This window comes from Kitasatospora sp. NPDC091257 (genome assembly GCF_044757675.1).
In the GTDB taxonomy this organism is placed as follows: domain Bacteria; phylum Actinomycetota; class Actinomycetes; order Streptomycetales; family Streptomycetaceae; genus Kitasatospora; species Kitasatospora lactacystinica.
The window spans coordinates 1-19,992 of the sequence record NZ_JBIVVI010000016.1; the positions used below are offsets into that span (position 1 = coordinate 1).

A 19,992-nucleotide genomic window follows, 5' to 3' on the forward strand; every position below is an offset into this window, starting at 1 on the left:
GTGGCGAGCCGTTCGGCGGCGGCACGGCCGGCACGGCCGGAACGGGTCCTGAACGGGTCCTGAACGGGTCCTGCCCAGGTCCTAGCAGTCGGGGATGGTGGTGCCGTTGTTGTCCTTGGCCACGTCGTTGCCCCATCGGGACAGGTAGTAGGCGGACACCCACTGGCCGGCGGGGCCGCCGTCCGAGTCGGTCTTCAGCCACCAGTGGTTGTAGCCGGCGCCGCTGGAGACCTCACGGCCCCAGGCCTTGCAGTAGACGTAGTTGGTCCCCTGGTACAGCGTCCCGGTGGCGTTGGTGGAGGTCGGCGAGGCGTAGACGTTCGCGGTGGCGTTGGTGTCCACCCAGTACTTGCCGGTGGCGGGCGGGGTGCCGCCACCCGGGCAGTCGGGGACGGTGGTGCCGTTGTTGTCCTTGGCCACGTCGTTGCCCCACCGGGACAGGTAGAACGCGGACACCCACTGGCCGCCGGGGCCGCTGTCCGGGTCGGTCTTCAGCCACCAGTGGTTGTAGCCGGCGCCGCTGGAGACCTCGCGGCCCCACGCCTTGCAGTAGACGTAGTTCGTGCCCCGGTACAGCGTTCCCGTGCTCGTGGTGGAGGTCGGGGAACCGAACACCGGCGCGTTGGCGTTGGTGTCCACCCAGTACTGGCCGCTGTTCGACGGAGGCGGGGTGGTGGGCGGCGTCGTCGGCGAGGTGCTGCCGGGGCCGTACAGCCGGATCGCGCCGTAGTAGTCGCCGTGCGAGGAGAGCGCCGCCACCTGGACGTAGCCGCCGGAGTAGGGGGCCTCGACGATCCAGCCCTGCCCGAGGTACATCGCGACGTGGTGGATGGTGGAGGCGGTGTTGCCGAAGTACACCAGGTCGCCGGGGAGCAGCGGTGCGGTCCCGTCCGCCCGGTAGTAGCGGGCGACCGCCCGGGAGGTCGGCCACTGGGTCCGGGTGGTGCCGTTGATGACGTCCGTGCCGACCGCCAGGTCGTAGGCGTAGCGGACCATGCCGGAGCAGTCCAGGCCGCGGACGTTGCAGTCGTTGGGGGCGCCGTTGGCGGGGTCGCAGAGGCCGTACGTCGGACCGGGCTGCGAGCCGTGGCCGCCGCCCCACGAGTACGGGGTGCCTATCAGCCCGCAGGCGGAACGGACGGCGGCGGTCGCCTGCGGCGCCGCGCCGGTGGAGAGCACCCCGCAGGCGGGTGCCGCCTGAGCGGCTCCGGCCCCGGCGAAGAACACGCCGACCGACACCAGCACCGACAGCAGAGCCGCCCACCGCAGCGGGGCGACCAGCCACCGCGACAGAAGGTTTACGCGCGTAGTCATGGTCGCGAATCTTTCCGGAGGCGCTGACTCCGGGTCAATGGTTCGGCGGCACACGGATCCTGGGGTTCCGGTAGTTGCCGGTTCGCTGGTCACGGGCGCGGAAACCGGCAACTGCGCGGCAGGCGGCGAGGGTGTTGCCGGGGTGATCCGCCGCGCCCGGAGAAGTCGCGGGGGAAATACGACAGAGGATGTCGGGTTCTGCGGAGACAGTGGGGTCACCGGCCGGCGCCGTGACGGCGCCGGCCGGGACGACACACGAAGACCCACGGAAAGACGCACGGAAGAAGGACCCCCATGCGCGAAACACCCGACGAGCTGCGCCGGCTCCAGGCCCTCCTCGACACCTCGCTCTCCCGCTCCACGGCGCACCTGCGGTCGATCATCAGCAGCGAGCGCACCCTCACCGCCGGGCAGCTCACCGGCGTGCTCACCGGCATGTGCACGCTCGCGCTGTCCACCGTGACGGCGAAGGGCGAGCCCCGGATCAGCGGCGTGGACGGGCACTTCCTGCACGGCACGTGGCACTTCGGCACCGCCCGGGGCGCCGCCAAGGCGCGGCACCTCGCCGCCCGGCCCGCCGCCAGCGCCGCCCACCTGCGCGGGGAGGACCTGGGCGTGTTCACCCACGGCACCGTGGAGGTCCTCAACCCCCACGACGGCGAGCCGGCCGCCGACTGGCCGGACCTGCTCGCGTACTTCCAGGACTTCTACGGCGCCGACGCCTTCGACTGGGACAACGACGTGGTCTACTACCGGCTGCACCCGCAGTGGATGGCCGCGTTCGCCCCCGACCCCGCCAGGCTCGGCGAGGCCGGCGTGCCCGGCGGGAAGGCGGACGAGGCGTGACCCCGTCCGCAGAGGACCCGCCCGCACCGGACCCGCGCCCGGCGAGAATGGTGCCGGCGCCGCCGTGGGACCACCGGGCGCCCGACGACGGACGAGCGGAAGGGGCGACGTGCGGGCGAGCCGGGCCATCGCGCTGCTGCTGCTCCTCCAGTCCCGGCGGGAGATGACCGCCGCGGAACTCGCGGTCGAGCTGGAGGTCTCCGAGCGCACCGTGCAGCGGGACGTCGCCGCCCTGGTCGAGGCCGGGGTGCCGGTGTACGCCGAACGCGGCCGGGGCGGCGGCTACCGACTGATCGACGGCTACCGCACCCGCCTCACCGGCCTCGAACGCGCGGAGGCGGAAGTCCTGCACCTGGCCGGCCTCCCGGGCCCGCTGCGCGACATGGGCCTGGCCGGGCGGGCCCTGGCCGCCCGGCTGAAGGTCGCCGCCGCGCTCGGCGACGCCCCCGCGGCCGCCGTCCAGCGGTTCCACCTCGACGCACCGGCCTGGTTCCGCGAGGCCGGGACGCCCGCGCTGCTCGCCGAGGTGTCGCGCGCGGTGTGGGAGGACCGTGTGCTCCACGCCCGCTACGCGGCGCGCGGCGGCACCCGGGACCGGCGGCTGGAGCCGTACGGCCTGGTCCTGAAGGCCGGGCAGTGGTACGCCGTGGCACGCGGGCCCTCCGGCCGGTTCGGCTCGTACCGCGTGGACCGCTTCGAGACCGCCGAGGCCGGCGAGGAGCGGTTCGAACGCGACCCGGAGTTCGACCTCGCCGAGCACTGGGCCGCGGCGGCACGGGAGTTCACCCGCTCCATGCTGCGCGAGCGGGCGCTGGTGCGCCTGAGCCCGCTCGCCGTGGAGAACCTCGCCGTCCTGTTGGAACCGACCGCCGCCGCCGACGCCCTCGCCACCGCGGGCCCGCCGGACGCCGACGGCTGGGTCACCGTGACCCTGCCGGTCGAGACCTGGGAGATCGGTTACTTCGAACTCCTCCGCCTCGGCCCGGAGGCCGAGGTCCTCCAGCCGCCCGAACTCCGCGCCCGCCTCGCCGAGGCCACCCGCCGCGCCGCCGCCCGCTACGCCTGACCGGCCGCCCCCGGGGGAAGCGCCCGGCCGGTCACGGCCGGCGACGGCGGAGGGCGGCGAGCAGCGCAGGTGCAAGGAAACAAGCAAGCATGATTGCTTTTTTCTGTCGACGGTGCCACGCTGCTGCCCGGTGGCGCCCGACCGAGGGCGCGCCCAACTCACCGGCAGGGGAGGCGCCTTGGTGCGCGACGGCACGGTACTGCGGATCGGCAACGCCTCGGGGTTCTACGGGGACCGCTTCGCGGCGATGCGGGAGATGCTCACCGGCGGGCCGCTGGACGTGCTCACCGGGGACTACCTGGCCGAGCTGACGATGCTGATCCTCGCCCGGGACCGGCTGAAGGACCCGTCGCTCGGCTACGCCCGGACCTTCCTGCGCCAGATGGAGGAGTGCCTCGGCCTGGCCCGCGAACGCGGCGTGAAGATCGTGGTCAACGCGGGCGGCCTCAACCCGGCCCGGCTCGCGGAGGAGCTGCGGGCGCTGGCGGGGCGGCTCGGGGTCGAGACGGCCGTCGGCCATGTCGAGGGCGACGACCTGCTTCCGCGCCGGGCCGAACTCGGCCTGCCGGGCGGTCTGTTGGCCGCCAACGCCTACCTCGGTGGGTTCGGCATCGCCGCCTGCCTGGCCGCCGGCGCCGACGTGGTGGTGACCGGCCGGGTGACGGACGCGGCACTGGTCGTCGGCCCCGGGATCGCCCACTTCGGCTGGACCCCGGAGGACCTGGACGCCCTGGCCGGCGCCGTGGTGGCCGGGCACGTCCTGGAGTGCGGCGCCCAGGCGACCGGCGGCAACTACGCCTTCTTCCGGGAGCACGACGTCACCCGGCCCGGCTTCCCGCTCGCCGAACTGCGCGCCGACGGCTCCAGCGTGATCACCAAGCATCCGGGCACCGGCGGCGCCGTCACCACCGGCACCGTCACCGCCCAACTCCTGTACGAGACCGGCGGACCGCACTACCTCGGCCCGGACGTCACGGCCCGGCTGGACAGCGTGCGGCTCACCGGGGAGGGCCCGGACCGGGTCCGGATCGACGGCGTGCGCGGCGAGGCCCCGCCGCCCACCCTGAAGGCGGGCCTCAACCGGCTCGGCGGCCACCTCAACGAGGTGGTGTTCGTCCTCACCGGCCTGGACATCGAGGCCAAGGCCGACCTGGTGCGGCGGCAGTTCGCCGACGCCCTGCCGTCCGACGCCCGGCCCGCCGAGCTGCGCTGGACCCTGGCCCGCACCGACCACCCGGACGCCCCGACCGAGGAGGGCGCCTCCGCCCTGCTGCGGCTGGCCGCCCGCGACCCGGACCCGGCCAAGGTCGGACGCGAACTCGGCAAGGCGGCCGTCGAGTTGGGTCTCGCCGGGTACCCGGGCTTCCATCTCACCGCCCCGCCCGGACCGGGCGCGCCGTACGGCGTGTTCAGTGCCGCGCACATCGACGCGAAGGCCGTCGAGCACACCGCCGTGCTGCCGGACGGCCGCCGGATCGCCGTACCGCCGGCGCCCGTCACCACCAGGGCCCAACAGCCCCACCAGGCCTGCCCGGTGGAGGCCGAGCTGCCCGAACCGCTGCCGGCCGGCCCCACCCGGCGGGCCCCGCTCGGCCTGGTGGCCGGCGCCCGCAGCGGCGACAAGGGCGGGGACGCCAACCTCGGCGTCTGGGCCCGCTCCGCGGACGGCTGGCGCTGGCTGGCGCACGCCCTGACCGTCGAGCGGCTGCGCGAACTCCTGCCGGAAGCCGAGGAGTTGGAAGTCACCCGGCACGTTCTGCCGAACCTGCGCGCGGTCAACTTCACCCTCACCGGTCTGCTCGGCGAGGGCGTCGCCGCCCGGCACCGCTTCGACCCGCAGGCCAAGGCCCTCGGGGAGTGGCTGCGCTCGCGCGACCTCGACATCCCGACCCTGCTCCTGGACAGCCCGGAGGCCCCGCTGTGACCGTCCTGACCACCCGTGTCGACCCGGCCGGGCCCGATCACGCCGAGCACCGCGCCGCGATGGTCGCCAAGCTCGCCGAACTCGACGCCGAGCACGCCAAGGCGCTGGCGGGCGGCGGCCCCAGGTACGTGGAGCGCCACCGCAAGCGCGGCAAGCTGCCGGTCCGCGAGCGGATCGAGCTGCTGGTCGACCCGGACTCCCCGTTCCTGGAGCTGTCCCCGCTGGCCGCGTGGGGCAGCGACTACCCGGTGGGCGCGGCCCTGGTCACCGGGATCGGCACGATCGAGGGCGTGGAGTGCGTGATCACCGCCAACGACCCGACGGTGCGCGGTGGCGCCAGCAACCCCTGGACCCTGCGCAAGGCCCTGCGGGCCAACGAGATCGCGCTGAACAACCGCCTCCCGCTGGTCAACCTGGTCGAGTCGGGCGGCGCCGACCTGCCCAGCCAGAAGGAGATCTTCATCCCCGGCGGCGCCCTGTTCCGCGACCTCACCCGGCTGTCCGCCGCCGGAATCCCCACCGTGGCGGTGGTGTTCGGCAACTCGACGGCCGGCGGCGCCTACGTGCCGGGCATGTCCGACCACACCGTGCTGGTCAAGGAGCGCGCCAAGGTGTTCCTCGGCGGCCCGCCGCTGGTGAGGATGGCCACCGGCGAGGAGGCCGACGACGAGTCGCTGGGCGGCGCCGAGATGCACGCCCGCGTCTCCGGCCTGGCCGACCACTTCGCGGTGGACGAGGCGGACGCGCTGCGGATCGCCCGCCGGATCGTCGCCCGGCTCGACCACCGCAAGCCCGGCCCCGGCCCGGACCGGCTCGCCGAACCGCCCGCGTACGACGAGGAGGAGCTGCTCGGGATCGTCCCCGGCGACCTCAAGGTGCCCTTCGACCCGCGCGAGGTGATCGCCCGGATCGTCGACGGCTCCGACTTCGACGAGTTCAAGCCGCTCTACGGCACCAGCCTGGCCACCGGCTGGGCCCGCCTCCACGGCTACCCGGTCGGCGTCCTGGCCAACGCCCAGGGCGTGCTGTTCAGCCAGGAGTCCCAGAAGGCCGCCCAGTTCATCCAGCTGGCCAACCAGCGGGACACCCCGCTGCTCTTCCTGCACAACACCACCGGCTACATGGTCGGCAGGGACTACGAGCAGGGCGGCATCATCAAGCACGGCGCGATGATGATCAACGCGGTCGCCAACTCGAAGGTCCCGCACCTGTCGGTCCTGATGGGCGCCTCGTACGGGGCCGGCCACTACGGCATGTGCGGGCGGGCCTTCGAGCCGCGGTTCCTGTTCGCCTGGCCGAGCGCCAAGTCCGCGGTGATGGGCCCGCAGCAGCTCGCCGGAGTGCTGTCGATCGTCGCCCGGCAGTCCGCCGCGGCGAAGGGACAGCCCTACGACGAGGACGCGGACGCGGCGATCCGGGCGATGGTCGAGCAGCAGATCGAGGCCGAGTCGCTGCCGGTGTTCCTCTCCGGCCGGCTCTACGACGACGGCGTGATCGACCCGCGCGACACCCGGACGGTGCTCGGCCTGTGCCTGTCCGCGATCCACAACGCGCCGGTCGAGGGCGCGCGCGGCTACGGCGTCTTCCGACTGTAAAGGACCCCCGAGACGATGATCACCAATCTGCTGGTCGCCAACCGGGGTGAGATCGCCCGCCGGGTCTTCCGCACCTGCCGGGAGCTCGGCATCGCGACCACCGCCGTCCACTCCGACCCGGACGCCGGCGCCCCGCACGTGCGCGAGGCCGACGCGGCCGTCCGGCTGCCCGGCGCCGCGCCCGCCGACACCTACCTGCGGGCCGACCTGATCGTCCGGGCCGCGCTCGCCGCCGGGGCCGACGCCGTCCACCCCGGCTACGGATTCCTGTCCGAGAGCGCGGACTTCGCGCGGGCCGTGCTGGACGCGGGACTGCTCTGGATCGGGCCGCCGCCGGCCGCGATCGCCGCGATGGGCTCCAAGACCGCCGCCAAGGAGCTGATGGCCGCGGCCGGGGTGCCGGTGCTCGGCGCGCTGACCGAGCCCACCGAGGCCGACCTGCCCCTGCTGGTCAAGGCCGCGGCGGGCGGTGGCGGTCGCGGCATGCGGGTCGTCCGGAGCCTGGCGGACCTCCCCGGCGAACTGGCGGCCGCCCGCGCCGAGGCGGCCAAGGCCTTCGGCTCGGACGAGGTGTTCTGCGAGCGCTACCTGCCCGCCGGACGGCACGTCGAGGTCCAGCTGCTGGCCGACGCCCACGGCACCGTCTGGGCGGTCGGCGACCGCGACTGCTCGCTGCAGCGGCGGCACCAGAAGGTGATCGAGGAGGCCCCGGCCCCCGGCCTGCCCGCGGAGGTGCGCGCCGGCCTGCACGCGGCGGCCCGCGACGCGGCCAGGACGATCGGCTACACGGGCGCCGGCACCGCGGAGTTCCTGCTCACCGGGGACGGCCGGTTCTTCTTCCTGGAGATGAACACCCGCCTGCAGGTCGAACACCCGGTCACCGAGGCCGTCACCGGGCTGGACCTGGTGGCGCTGCAGCTCGCCGTCGCCGAGGGGGACGCGCTGGCGCCCGAGCCCCCGGCCCCAGGGGGCCACGCGATCGAGGCGCGGCTCTACGCGGAGGACCCGGCCAAGGACTGGCAGCCCGCGACCGGGACCCTGCACCGGCTCGAACTCACGCTCCCGTACCAGGAGTTCACCGGAGCCGGAGCCGGAGCCGGAGCCGGCACAGGAACGGGCACGGCCACCGGACGAGGCACCGGACTGCGGCTGGACTCCGGAGTGGAGGCCGGCAGCGGGATCACCCCGCACTACGACGCGATGCTCGCCAAGGTGATCGCCTGGGCGCCCACCCGCGCGGCCGCCGCCCGCCGGCTCGCCGACGCGCTCGCCCGCGCCCGCATCCACGGCCCGGCCACCAACCGGGACCTGCTGGTGCGCGCCCTGCGCCACCCGGCCTTCCTGGCCGCGGAGCTGCACACCGGCTTCCTGGCCGAGCACGCGGCCGAACTCACCGCCCCGGACAGCAAGGGCGCCGACCGCGCCGCGCTGGCCGCCGCCCTCGCCGACGCCGCCGGCCGCCGCGGCGCGCTGCCCTCCGGCTGGCGCAACCTGCCCTCGCAGCCGCAGCTCAAGCGCTACCGGGCCGAGGACGGCACCGAGACGGCCGTCCGCTACCGGCTGACCCGCGCCGGTCTGCTGGCCGAGGACCACCCGGACGTCGAACTCGTCGAGGCCGCGCCGGACCGGGTGGTGCTGTCCGAGGACGGGCTGCGACGCACCTACCGCGTCGCCCGCTACGGCGACCGGGTGCACGTCGACACCCCGGCCGGCGGCACCGTACTCACCGCCCTGCCGCGCTTCCCCGCCCCCACCGTCCGCACCGAGCCCGGCGCGCTGCTCGCCCCGATGCCCGGCACCGTCGTCCGGGTCCTCGCCGCCGTCGGGGACACCGTCACCGCCGGCCAGCCGCTGCTGGTGCTGGAGGCGATGAAGATGGAGCACCGCGTCGCCGCCCCGGCCGACGGCACCCTCGTCGAACTGCGCGCCACCCCCGGCCGGCAGGTCGAAACCGGCACCCTGCTGGCCGTCGTCCAGCCCATCGAAGCCTGAGGAAGGACCCGCATGTCCACCATCGGCAGTCAGCTCCTGGAGACCCCCGAACGCCAGGCCCTGCGCCGGGCCGTCGGCGACCTCGGCCGCCGCTACGGCTCCGCCTACTACCTCGCCAAGGCCCGGGCCGGCGAACCCGCCGACGAGCTGTGGGCGGACGCCGGCAAGGCCGGCTACCTCGGCGTCAACCTGCCCGTCGAGTACGGCGGCGGGGGCGGCGGCATCACCGACCTCGCCATCGTCCTGGAGGAGCTCGGCACCGCCGGGTGCCCGCTGCTGCTGCTCATCGTCTCCCCGGCGATCTGCGGCACGGTGATAGCCCGCTACGGCACCGAGGAGCAGAAGCGCCGCTGGCTGCCGGGCCTGGCCGACGGCAGCCGCCGGATGGCCTTCGGCATCACCGAACCGGACGCCGGTTCGAACTCCCACCGGATCTCCACGGTGGCCCGCCGGGACGGCGAGGACTGGCTGCTGACCGGCCGCAAGGTGTTCGTCTCCGGCATCGACCACTGTGACGCGGTGCTGTTCGTGGCCCGCACCGAGACTGTGGACACCGGTGGGGGCCGCACCGGCAAGCTGAAGCCCTGCCTGTTCGTCGTCCCGCGCGAGACCCCCGGCTTCGAGTTCCGGGCGATCCCGATGGAGCTCGTCGCCCCGGAGAAGCAGTTCCAGGTCTTCCTGGACGACGTCCGGCTGCCCGCCGACGCCCTGGTCGGCGACGAGAACGCGGGCCTGCTCCAGCTGTTCGCCGGCCTCAACCCCGAGCGCGTCCTCACCGCGGCCTTCTCGCTCGGCCTCGCCCGCCAGGCCCTCGGCAAGGCGGTCGAGTACGCGAAGACCCGCACGGTCTGGTCCACCCCGATCGGCGCCCACCAGGGCCTGGCCCATCCGCTCGCCCAGTGCGCGGTGGAGATCGAGCTGGCCCGCCTGATGACCCAGAAGGCCGGGCTGCTCTACGACGCGGGGGAGGACCTCGCCGCCGGGGAGGCCGCCAACATGGCCAAGTACGCCGCCGGCGAGGCCGCCGCCCGTACCGTCGACCAGGCGGTGCAGACCCTCGGCGGGAACGGCCTGACCCAGGAGTACGGGCTGGGCGCGCTGCTGGCCGCCACCCGGGTCGGCCGGGTCGCCCCGGTCAGCCGCGAGATGGTGCTCAACTACGTGGCCCAGCACACCCTCGGGCTGCCGAAGTCGTACTGATGCACGAGACCTCGCCCAGGTGTGCGAGCGCGCCGGTGGTGTCCCCGGTGCGCGGCGGTCGGTCCGAGGGCGGTCGCCGGGGCGTCGGGCGCGAGCGCGGGGAGCCGGATCCCGGGTGAGCGGCGCGGCGGGCGGCGGTGCTCACCCGGACGGTCCATTCGACCCCGTGGTGCACACCGCCCCGTCGGGCGCCCCCCGGGAGCAACCGCGCCACGCAGGGACGGTCACGGGTTCCCCACAATGGCCGAGCCGGACCCCCGACTGTCCGTATGCTCCTGAACGCGCCCCGCACGGAACTGCTCGCCGGTTTTGTTGCTACGTCAACTTCCTTACTGGAGGCTCACCTTGGTGTTCCGCAGCGAGTTCCCCGACGTCTCCGCGGTCGACCAGCCGATCCACGAGGCGGTACTCGGCGCCGCGCACAGGTACGGCGACCGCCCGGCCCTGATCGACGGCGTCACCGGCGAGAGCACCAGCTACGCCCAACTCGCCGCCGCCGTCGAGCGGGTGGCCGCCGGGCTGGCCGAGACAGGCGTGCGCCGCGGTGACGTCGTCGCCCTCTTCAGCCCCAACTCGACCGCCTACCCGATGGCCTTCTACGGCGCGACCAGGGCCGGCGCCACCGTCACCACGGTCTCCTCCTTCGCCAAGCCCGCCGACCTGGCCGGCCAGCTGCGCGACAGCGGCGCCCGCTGGCTGGTCACCGTCTCCGCCTTCCTGTCGACCGCCCGTGCGGCCGCCGAACTCCTCGCCGAACAGGGCCACCCGCTGGCCGGGACCGTCGTCCTGGACGGCGCCGAGGGCCACCGCTCGCTCGCCGACCTGCTGGCCGCCACCGGCCCCGCCCCCGAGGTCGCCATCGACCCGGGCGAGGACATCGCCGTGCTGCCGTACTCCAGCGGCACCACCGGCCTGCCCAAGGGCGTGATGCTCACCCACCGCTCGATCGCCACCAACCTCGCCCAGTGCGACGCCCTCTACCGCCCCGCCGAGGGCGAACGGGTGCTCGCCGTCCTGCCCTTCTTCCACATCTACGGGCTGGCCGCGCTGCTCAACCAGCCGCTGCGCTGCGGCGCCACCGTGGTCGTGCTGCCCCGCTTCGACCTGGAGCAGTTCTGCCGCACCGTCCAGGACCACCGGGTGCAGGCCCTGGTGGTCGCCCCGCCGATCGCCCTCGCACTGGCCCGGCACCCGATCGTGGACCAGTACGACCTCTCCTCCGTCGAGTACCTGCTGTGCGCCGCCGCCCCGCTGGACCATGAACTCGCCGACGCCTGCGCCCGGCGCCTGGGCCTGCCGCACCTGCTCCAGGGCTACGGCATGACCGAGCTCTCCCCGGTCACCCACGTCGTCTCCCCGCGCGAGGGCGACCCCTCGCCCGGCTCGGTCGGCCGGATGGTCCCCTCCACCGAGCTGCGGATCGCCGCCCTGGACGGCTCCGACGGCGACCTCGGCCCCGGCGAGCGCGGCGAGCTGCTGATCCGCGGCCCGCAGGTGATGAAGGGCTACCTGGGCCGCCCCTCCGAGACCGCCGCGGTGGTCGACGCCGACGGCTGGCTGCACACCGGCGACGTCGGCTTCGTGGACGAGCGCGGCTACCTGCACATCGTCGACCGGGTCAAGGAACTGATCAAGTACAAGGGCTACCAGGTCGCCCCCGCCGAGCTGGAGGCCGTCCTGCTCGGCCACCCGCAGATCACCGACGCCGCCGTGATCGGGGTCCCGGACGCCGAGGGCACCGAGTGCCCCAAGGCCTTCGTGGTCCGCGCCCCGGGCAGCGCCCTGACCGAGGAGGAGGTCACCGGGTACGTCGCCGGGCAGGTCGCCCCGTACAAGAAGGTCCGCGCGGTGGAGTTCGTGGACGCCGTCCCCAAGTCCGCGGCCGGCAAGATCCTCCGCCGCGAACTGCGCGCCCGCGAGGCCGGGCGCGCCGGCGTTCGCTGACCGGACCGGGCCGCCCCGGCGGCCGAAGACCGGCGCCCGTCTGTGAGGATCTTCCTGCCGCGCCCCGACCGGGACCCGCCGCGCCCCGATCGGAACAGGAACCGCCCGCCGCCATGACCAGCCACCCCGCCGCCCGCGCCCCGCAGCAGGACCGCAGCCGAGCCACCCGGGCCCGGCTGCTCGCGGCGGCCGTGGAATGCCTGGCCGAGCTCGGCTGGCACGGCTCGACCGTCACCGTCGTCGCCGAGCGGGCCGGGGTCTCCCGGGGCGCGGCCCAGCACCACTTCCCGACCCGCGAGGACCTCTTCACCGCGGCCGTCGAGCACGTCACCGCCGAGCGGCTGGCAGCCGTCCGCGCCCACGCGGACGACCTGCCGGCCGCCGGGCCGGACCGCACCGGGGCCGTGGTCGACATGATCGTGCGCCTCTACACCGGCCCGCTGTTCCGCGCCGCCCTGCACCTGTGGACCGCCGCCGCCACCGAGGAGGTGCTGCGTGAGCGGATCATCGCCCTGGAGGGCCGCGTCGGCCGGGAGGCCCACCGGGCCGCCGTGGAGTTCCTGGACGCCGACGAGAGCCGCCCCGGCGTGCGCGAATCCGTGCAGGCCACACTGGACCTCGCCCGCGGACTGGGCCTCGCCAACCTGCTCACCGACGACAGCCACCGGCGTTCCGGAGTGATCCGGCAGTGGTCGGGCGTTCTGGAGAGTACGCTGCGGCCGGTACGCCCATGACGCCCGTACAACCGGAGCGGCCGGACGCCCCCTGACCAAGGGGTCGCCGGGCGGCCGATGTCCGTGCAGTCTGGAGAAGAATCCCGGCCGGCACGGACCGCGAGGCCCCCGGCCGGGCACGAGCCGAACCGGGGTGCTGCCTGATCATGCACGGACACGAGTGGGACGCGACCGACGCCGACCCGGCACCGGGCGGCAACACCGGACGTTCCGACGGCACGTACCCCGAAGGCCATCGGCTCGTCCCGCTCGCCACGGTGCTGCTCCAGGACGACGGACTGATCCTGCACTGGAGCGAGGACGCCGAGGCCCTGCTCGGCTACTCCTCCGAGGAGGCCGTCGGCAGCTACGCCGCCCAACTGCTCACCGACGAGTCCGACCGCTCCGAGGTGCTCGGCCTCTTCCAGCGGATCATGGGTGGCAGCGGCTGGTCCGGCGTCTTCCCGGTGCGCCACCGCGACGGCCACAAGGTCGACCTGGAGTTCCGCACCTACCCGATCGCCGGCCCGGGCGGCACCCTGCTGCTGCTCGCCACCGCCTCCGACACCCGCGCCCTGCACGCCGTCGAGGCCGACCTCGCGGTGCTGGACGGCGTCTTCGACCGCTCGCCGATCGGCATGGCCGTCTACGACACCGAACTGCGCTACATCCGGATCAACGAGGCGCTGGCCCGGATGAACGGGGTGCCGGTCGCCGCCCACCTCGGCCGCCGGATATCCGCCGTGCTGCCCGGCATCAACAGCGCCGAGATCGAGCAGATCATGCGTCAGGTGCTGAGGACCGGCAAACCCGTGGTGGACGCCCGCTCGCACGGAAGGGTCCCCGGCGACCCCAAGCGGGACCACGCCTGGTCCGCCTCCTACTTCCGGCTGGAGGACTCCACCGGCCGGATCTTCGGGGTCTGCTCCTCGATCATCGACGTCACCGAGCGGTTCCAGGCCGAGGCCCGCGCCGCCCGCGCCCAGGAACGGCTCGCCACCATCGCCGAGGCGACCGCCCGGATCGGCACCACCCTCGACCTCCAGCGCACCGCCGAGGAGCTGATCGAGGCGGTCGTCCCCCGGTTCGCCGACTTCGCCACCGTCGACCTGCTGGAGCCGGTGCTGCGCGGCTCCGAGCCCACCGTGATCCCCTCCGACCGGAACATCACGCTGCGCGCCGTCGCCGTCGGGGAGTCCTACGAGAGCGGCCTCGCGCACGCCGTGGACGTGGTCGGCGAGACCTCCGAGTACTCCCCGGACCGCAGCTACGTCCAGTGCCTGCGCAGCGGGAAGCCGCTGCTGCGCTCGCACGTGGACGAGGAGGCGCTGCGCGGCCTGGTGGCCAGCGAGGACCGGGTGGCCCCCGGCATAGCGGCGGGCATCCACTCGTACCTGATGGTGCCGATCACCGCCCGGGGCATGGTGCTCGGCGGCTCCGAGTTCATCCGGATGCGCAACCCCGAGCCGTTCACCACCGCCGACGTCGCCCTCGCCGAGGAACTGGTCGCCCGCACCGCGCTGGCGCTCGACAACGCCCGGCTCTACCGCCGCGAGCGGGAGACCGCGCTCACCCTCCAGCGCAGCCTGCTGCCGCAGGAGGTGCACCGCACCCTCGGCCTGGAGATCGCCTACCGCTACCTGCCCAGCAGCGTGGTCAGCGAGGTCGGCGGCGACTGGTTCGACGTGGTGCCGCTGTCCTGCGGGCGGGTCGCCCTGGTGGTCGGCGACGTGATGGGCCACGGCATCCGGGCCGCCGCCACGATGGGTCAGCTGCGCACCGTCGCCCGGACCCTCGCCACCCTCGACATGCCGCCCGAGCAGGTCCTCACCCGGCTGGACGAGACCGCCACGGGGATCGGCGAGGGCCAGTTCGCCACCTGTGTCTGCGCGGTGTACGACCCGCTGGAGCGCACCGTCCAGATCGCCTCGGCCGGGCACCTGCCGCCGGTCCGGGTGGGCCCCGACGGCACCGCCGCCCGGGTGGACGTGCCGCCCGGGGTGCCGCTGGGCGTCGGCGGGGTGGCCTTCGAGTCGATCGAGTTCGACATTCCCGAGGGCGGCATGGTCGCGCTCTACACGGACGGCCTGGTCGAGCGGCGCGGCCAGGACCTGGACGCCGGCATCGACCTGCTCGCCCGCACCCTGTCCGGCCCCGGCCGGACCCTGGAGGAGAACTGCGACGCCGTCCTCGCGGCGCTGGTCACCGACGGCACCGAGGACGACATCGCGATGATCATGGCCCGGGTGCTGCCGCTGCCCGCCGACCGGATCGCCACCCTGCCGCTGTCCGGCGGGGGCCGGGTGCCCGGCAAGGCCCGCCGCTTCACCCGCGCCACCCTGGAGGCCTGGGGCCTGTCGGCGGTCACCGACTACGCCGAGCTGCTGGTCAGCGAGCTGGTCACGAACGCCCTGCTGCACGCCGACGCCCCGCGCCGGCTGCGGCTGTTCCGCGACCGGGTGCTCACCGTGGAAGTCTCCGACGCCGGCGGCCAGACGCCCCAGCTGCGCCCGTTCGCCGAGCAGGACGAGGGCGGACGCGGGATGTTCCTGGTCAGCGAGCTGGCCCAGCGCTGGGGCAGCCGGCTGACCCGGGACGGCAAGGTGGTCTGGGCGGAGCTGGAGCTGCCCTTCGGGGCCTCCTAGGGAACGGCCGCTCCGGCAGACGGGAACGGCCGTTCCCCCGGGGGAAACGGCCGTTCCCGGGCACTGCTACGCGGTGACCGTCGGCTGCTCGGCCGGTGCGTCGACCGCGCCCTGCGAACCGGTCGCCGCCCCGGGCCTCGGCTCGGACAGCCCGCGCAGCAGCCGCCAGGCCATCACGGCCGCACCGACCAGCAGCGCGGCGGCCAGCAGCCCGGCACTGTTCATGCCGTTGACGAAGGACTCCCGGGCGCTCGCCAGCAGCGGCCGGGCGAGCTCCGGCGACAGGCCCTGCGCCGTCTCGACGGCCGAGCCCAGCGATTCGCCGGCCCGGGCGGCGGCCGCCGGGTCCGTCCCGGCCGGTACCGCCAGCCCGTTCGCGTAGATCGAGCCGACCACCGAGCCCACCAGGGCGATGCCGAGCGCGGTGCCCAGCTCGTACGCCGTCTCCGAGACCGCCGAGGCGGCCCCGGCCTTGTCGGCGGGCGCGGCGGTCAGCACCAGGTCGGCGCCGAGCGTGTAGACCACGCCCTCGGCCGTCCCGACCAGCAGGAAGGAGGCGGCCAGCAGCAGGTAGGTGGTGTCCTGCGACAGCCAGCCGAGCGCGCCCACGCCCAGTCCCATCGCCAGCAGGCAGGCCGTCAGCGCCTTGCGGGCGCCGAAGCGCCGGGCGATCGCGGCGGTGAGCAGACCGCCGGCCACCGAACCCGCGAAGGCCGGCAGCTCGGCCAGGCCCGCCTGGAGCGGCTGGTAGCCGCGGACCAGCTGGAGGTACTGCGAGACCACGAAGATCACGCCGGAGAGCCCGACCAGGGAGATCAGCGAGGCCGAGACGGCCGCCGTGAACCGCCGGTCGCGGAACAGCCGGACGTCGAGCAGCGGGGTCTCCAGCCGCAGCTGGCGGCGGACGAAGAGGAACAGCGCGGTGGCGCCGAGGACGAAGGTGACCGGCACGTCCCAGCGGTCCACGCCGTGCGCGGCGGCCTCCTTGATCGCGTACACCGTGCCGATCACGCCGGCCATCGACAGCAGCACGCTCAGCACGTCCCAGCGGCCCGGCTTCGGGTCCTTGGACTCCGGCAGCAGCCAGGCGCCGGACACCAGCAGCAGGATCAGCACCGGGATGTTCAGCAGGAACACCGAACCCCACCAGAAGTGCTCCAGCAGCACCCCGCCGACGACCGGCCCGAGGGCGGCGCCGGCGGTGGCGGCCGCGCCCCAGATGCCGATCGCGGTGGCCCGCTCCCGGTCGTCCGGGAAGAGGCCGCGGATCAGCGAGAGCGTGGACGGCATGATCGTCGCCCCGGCCACGCCGAGCAGCGCGCGGGCCAGGATCAGCCAGCCGGCGCTCGGCGCGTAGGCGGCCAGCAGCGACGCGGCGCCGAAGGCGGCGGACCCGGCCAGCAGCAGCTTCTTGCGGCCGATCCGGTCGCTCAGGGCGCCCATGCTGACCAGCAGGCCGGCCAGCACGAAGGAGTAGGAGTCGCCGATCCAGAGCAGCTGGGTGCCGCTGGGGCGCAGCGTCTCGCTGATCGACGGGATGGCGAGGGAGAGGACGGTCGCGTCCAGGGCGACCACGGTCACGGCCAGGACGAGGACGGCGAGGCCGGTCCAGCGCTGGCGGGCGGTCAGGGTGTTCATCGTTTATCGGTGTCCGGCCTGTGGTCGGAAGTGCTGTGGACAGGGGTGGCGGTGCTGTGGGCGGTGGCGCCGACGGGGGTGCGGGTGTCCGGTCTGCGCAGCGCGCCGCCGAGGAACAGCTCGGCGAGCGAGAAGGCGGCGTCGCGCGGGGCGAGCCGGCCGTCCTGGATGGACCAGCCGACGCCGGCCACCAGGTCGAAGAAGGCCTCGCTCAGCCAGGCGGCGCTCAGTTCGATGCGGAACACGCCCTGCTGCTGGCCGCGCAGGAAGAGCGCGTGCAGCCGGGCGATCTGGACCTCCCAGAGGTCGTTGATGTCCTCGTGCTCGTAGAGCTGGTTCTCACCGGCCAGGAAGGCGCAGAGCATGGCGTCCGGGACGGAGGCGTCCACCAGGCGGCGCAACGCGGCCTCGGCGTCGCCCCGCTCGACGTCGGCGGTGTCCAGCGCGGAGGCGAAGCGGCGCAGCCCGAGCAGGCCGATCTCGCGGATCAGCGCGTCGCGCCCCGGGAAGAGCCGGTGCAGCGTGGCGCGGCTGATGCCGGCGGCGCGCGCGATCTCGTCCAGGTGGGCGGTCGGGCGGCGGGAGAGGACGCCGACGGCGGCTTCCAGGACGGTGTCGCGATCGGTGGCCATGCATCGAGTCTAGTTCACATGAGACGTGGATGTCTCATTCTTTTGTTCGAGCTCTCAGGTGAGGCGTCGGGTCTCGGTGCGCGGGCAGCAAAAAACCGGGGACGGTGGGTGTACCGTCCCCGGTCCGGGGTGCCGCCGTGTCCGGCTGTCGTCGCCGGCCGCCGCGTTCGGTCGCCGCCGGGCGGCGGCGGGCCGGCTCCGGCCTCAGCTCTGGTTGTAGAAGCCGGTCTCGTCCATCGGGCGGTCGATCACCATGACCTCGACGTCGGCCGGGGTGAGAAGGAAGACCCTCCGGGCGATCCGCTCGATGCCGCCCCTGGTGCCGAAGATCAGCCCGGAGGCGAAGTCGACCATGCGCTTGGCCTCGGCCTCGTTCATCTCGGTGAGGTCCATGACCACCGGGATGCTCGCCCGGATGTGCTCACCGACCGTCCGGGCCGCCTCGAAGCCCGTCGGCCGCAGGGAGACGATCTTCGTGGGCGCGGGGGCGGCCGGAACCGTCTCCTGATCCACCCACTCGTCGTCGTACACCGCGGCCGGGTAGTTCCCCGAGGGCATCAGCCACCCGTTGTGGTGCTCGTCGCGAAGTGCTCCCATGCCGCGCCTCCCTGCCTCGTCCCGTCCTGGTCCCCCGGGGTCGCGTGCCGTTCTTGACACGTCATCCACTCGTCGGAACTGTCCGAGTATCGCACTGTTCACCGGTCCCGTGCCCGCTCGCAACCCCCGTACGAGTCGTGCCGCGCCGGAAACCCGGGCGAACCCGGGCACTTCCAGTGACGCGGCGCGGCACCGTACGGTTGCGCGCGTTGACCTTATCGGTCGCGGTCACGGCTTAATTGACCTTCTGTCAACAATGAGGAAACGATTTCACCCGTCGCGTCACTCGCCGGTCGCGCCGTCGATCAATTCGCGCAGAAGATCCGCGTGGCCGTTGTGTCGCGCGTACTCCTCGATCATGTGGGTGAGGATCCAGCGCAGCGTCACCGGCTCGCCCCGGCGCGGGTTCTTGGCGACGGTGTCCAGCGGCAGGCCGGCGGCGGCGAGGCGGGCGGCCTCGACCTCGGCGCGCCAGGTGGCGAAGTCGGCCGCGACGTCGGCGGTGTCGACGTCGTCGAAGTCGGCGTCCTCGTGCTCCTTGGTCCAGAAGTGCCCGGCGATCTCCCCGCCGAGCAGGACGGACTGGAACCAGTACTGCTCCACCTCGGCCATGTGCCGGACCAGGCCCAGCAGCGAGAGGTTGGACGGCGGGACGGAGCGCAGCCGCAGCTGGTCGTCGGTCAGACCCTCGCACTTGAGGGCGAGGGTGCGGCGGTGGTAGTCGAGGAAGGCGGTCAGGGTGGCGGCCTCGTCGGCCGTCATCGGTGGGTCCACCCGCGGGTTCGGTTCGGTCATGCGCGCCATCCTGGCGTCCGGCCGCGCGCGGGCGCGAGCGATTTTGCTCCCGGCCCCGTGGCGAGGCTCAGCCGGCCGTCGCCCGGCGGCGGGTCCGGACCGTCCGCCAGAGGCCCACCACGCTGCCCAGCACCAGCAGGGCGATCACCCCCGCCGACAGCAGGAAGGCCGCCGAGCCCGGCCGGCCCGCGCTGGCCGCCGCCGTGACGTACACCGCGGTGGTCGGCACCACGCCGATCGCGGTGGCCAGCACGAAGGGCAGGAAGCGGACCCCGGAGAAGGCGGCGCCGTAGTTGGCCGCCTGGAACGGCATGCCGGGCAGCAACCGCAGCACCAGCACGCTGCGGAAGCCCTGCTCGGTGAACCGCCGGTCCAGCGCCCCGAGCACCTTCCCGCGCAGGTACGGGCGCAGCGCCTCCCGGCCGAGGCCCCGGCCGAGCCCGAAGGCCAGGGCCGCGCCCACGGTGGTGCCGAGCACCGCCAGCAGCACGCCCTGCTGGATGCCGAGCAGCAGACCGGCCACCGCGTTCAGCGCCGGCCGGGGGACGAAGGCGAGCGTCCCCACCGCGTAGACCAGGGCGAACAGCGGGCCGAACCAGTACCCCGGCATCCGGTCCGCCAGCCCGCCGGACAGCAGCTCCGTCGGGCTCCACAGCAGCAGCGACCCGGCCGTCGCCGCGAGCACCACCACCAGCAGCGCGAACCGCCACCACGGGGAACGCGGTGCGACGGCGGGCGCCTGCGGCACGGCGGGCGGCACGGGAACGGCATCGGGCTCGAACACCGCCCGAGCCTAACCGGTGCCCGGGCCCCGCCGGCGCCCCGGGCCGACCCGCGGGACGGACCTCAGCTCGGTCGGGAGAGGAACCCCAGCAGGCGCTGCCACGAGTCACGGGCCGCGTCGGCGTGTTCGACGGCGGCGAGCTCGAAGAAGTTGTGGGGTGCCCCCGGATAGCTGACGAACTCGTGGGGGCAGCCGGCCGCGGTGAGCGCCGCGTCGAAGGCCTCGACGGTGGCGGCCGGGATGTGCTCGTCGGCGCCGCCCCAGAAGGCGAGCACCGGGGCGGTCAGCCCCCCGGCCAGTTGGGTGG

General features: G+C 74.2%; 16 protein-coding genes. 9 read left to right on the forward strand and 7 right to left on the reverse strand.

Annotated elements, in window-relative coordinates; all coding sequences use genetic code 11:
- Positions 1–81: 81 nt before the first annotated feature.
- The gene (locus tag ACIQOV_RS01505) at positions 82–1,314 is read right to left on the reverse strand and encodes a C40 family peptidase (protein WP_401043606.1); all 1,233 of its coding nucleotides are present in this window, start codon (positions 1,312–1,314) and stop codon (positions 82–84) included.
- 294 nt (positions 1,315–1,608) lie between these two features.
- Between ACIQOV_RS01505 and ACIQOV_RS01510 the strand changes: the two genes are divergently transcribed.
- The 9 genes from ACIQOV_RS01510 (at position 1,609) to ACIQOV_RS01550 (ending at position 15,239) form a co-directional block, all read left to right on the forward strand.
- Complete coding sequence (locus ACIQOV_RS01510; protein WP_401043609.1) at positions 1,609–2,160, forward strand: pyridoxamine 5'-phosphate oxidase family protein; 552 nt, start codon at positions 1,609–1,611, stop codon at positions 2,158–2,160.
- A gap of 109 nt (positions 2,161–2,269) precedes the next feature.
- A complete protein-coding gene (locus tag ACIQOV_RS01515; protein WP_401043612.1) occupies positions 2,270–3,226 on the forward strand; it encodes a helix-turn-helix transcriptional regulator in 957 nt (318 codons plus the stop codon).
- A 181-nt stretch (positions 3,227–3,407) separates the two neighbouring features.
- Positions 3,408–5,150: an acyclic terpene utilization AtuA family protein gene (locus ACIQOV_RS01520; protein ID WP_401043615.1), complete on the forward strand. Its 1,743-nt coding sequence runs from the start codon at positions 3,408–3,410 to the stop codon at positions 5,148–5,150.
- Positions 5,147–6,745 (forward strand): acyl-CoA carboxylase subunit beta, encoded by a 1,599-nt coding sequence (locus ACIQOV_RS01525; protein ID WP_401043617.1) that lies wholly within the window; start codon positions 5,147–5,149, stop codon positions 6,743–6,745. The genes ACIQOV_RS01520 and ACIQOV_RS01525 overlap by 4 nt, the downstream gene beginning before the upstream one ends.
- A 15-nt stretch (positions 6,746–6,760) precedes the next feature.
- On the forward strand, positions 6,761–8,737 hold the full coding sequence (locus ACIQOV_RS01530; protein ID WP_401043620.1) for an acetyl/propionyl/methylcrotonyl-CoA carboxylase subunit alpha: 1,977 nt from the start codon (positions 6,761–6,763) through the stop codon (positions 8,735–8,737).
- A 12-nt stretch (positions 8,738–8,749) separates the two neighbouring features.
- Entirely contained in the window at positions 8,750–9,937 is a 1,188-nt protein-coding gene (locus tag ACIQOV_RS01535; protein ID WP_401043623.1) for an acyl-CoA dehydrogenase family protein, read from the forward strand.
- A gap of 345 nt (positions 9,938–10,282) precedes the next feature.
- A complete protein-coding gene (locus ACIQOV_RS01540; protein ID WP_380549725.1) occupies positions 10,283–11,881 on the forward strand; it encodes a 4-coumarate--CoA ligase family protein in 1,599 nt (532 codons plus the stop codon).
- 113 nt (positions 11,882–11,994) lie between these two features.
- Positions 11,995–12,615, forward strand: a complete 621-nt coding sequence (locus tag ACIQOV_RS01545) for a TetR/AcrR family transcriptional regulator (protein WP_401043627.1) — start codon at positions 11,995–11,997, stop codon at positions 12,613–12,615.
- 146 nt (positions 12,616–12,761) lie between these two features.
- Positions 12,762–15,239, forward strand: coding sequence for a SpoIIE family protein phosphatase (locus ACIQOV_RS01550; RefSeq protein ID WP_401043629.1), 2,478 nt, complete (start codon positions 12,762–12,764; stop codon positions 15,237–15,239).
- Positions 15,240–15,305: 66 nt separating this feature from the next.
- Here the strand turns inward: ACIQOV_RS01550 and ACIQOV_RS01555 are convergent, their stop codons facing one another.
- The 6 genes from ACIQOV_RS01555 to ACIQOV_RS01580 form a co-directional block, all read right to left on the reverse strand.
- On the reverse strand, positions 15,306–16,877 hold the full coding sequence (locus ACIQOV_RS01555) for an MFS transporter (protein ID WP_401043632.1): 1,572 nt from the start codon (positions 16,875–16,877) through the stop codon (positions 15,306–15,308).
- Entirely contained in the window at positions 16,874–17,509 is a 636-nt protein-coding gene (locus ACIQOV_RS01560; protein ID WP_401043635.1) for a TetR/AcrR family transcriptional regulator, read from the reverse strand. The genes ACIQOV_RS01555 and ACIQOV_RS01560 overlap by 4 nt, the downstream gene beginning before the upstream one ends.
- 204 nt (positions 17,510–17,713) lie before the next feature.
- Positions 17,714–18,106 (reverse strand): cell division protein SepF, encoded by a 393-nt coding sequence (locus tag ACIQOV_RS01565; RefSeq protein ID WP_359913654.1) that lies wholly within the window; start codon positions 18,104–18,106, stop codon positions 17,714–17,716.
- 282 nt (positions 18,107–18,388) lie between these two features.
- Positions 18,389–18,901: a DinB family protein gene (locus tag ACIQOV_RS01570; RefSeq protein ID WP_401043638.1), complete on the reverse strand. Its 513-nt coding sequence runs from the start codon at positions 18,899–18,901 to the stop codon at positions 18,389–18,391.
- A 67-nt stretch (positions 18,902–18,968) separates the two neighbouring features.
- Positions 18,969–19,685, reverse strand: a complete 717-nt coding sequence (locus tag ACIQOV_RS01575) for a TVP38/TMEM64 family protein (protein WP_380549738.1) — start codon at positions 19,683–19,685, stop codon at positions 18,969–18,971.
- Positions 19,686–19,747: 62 nt separating this feature from the next.
- A partial coding sequence (locus tag ACIQOV_RS01580) for a dienelactone hydrolase family protein (RefSeq protein ID WP_401043641.1) occupies positions 19,748–19,992 on the reverse strand: 245 nt, incomplete at its 5' end.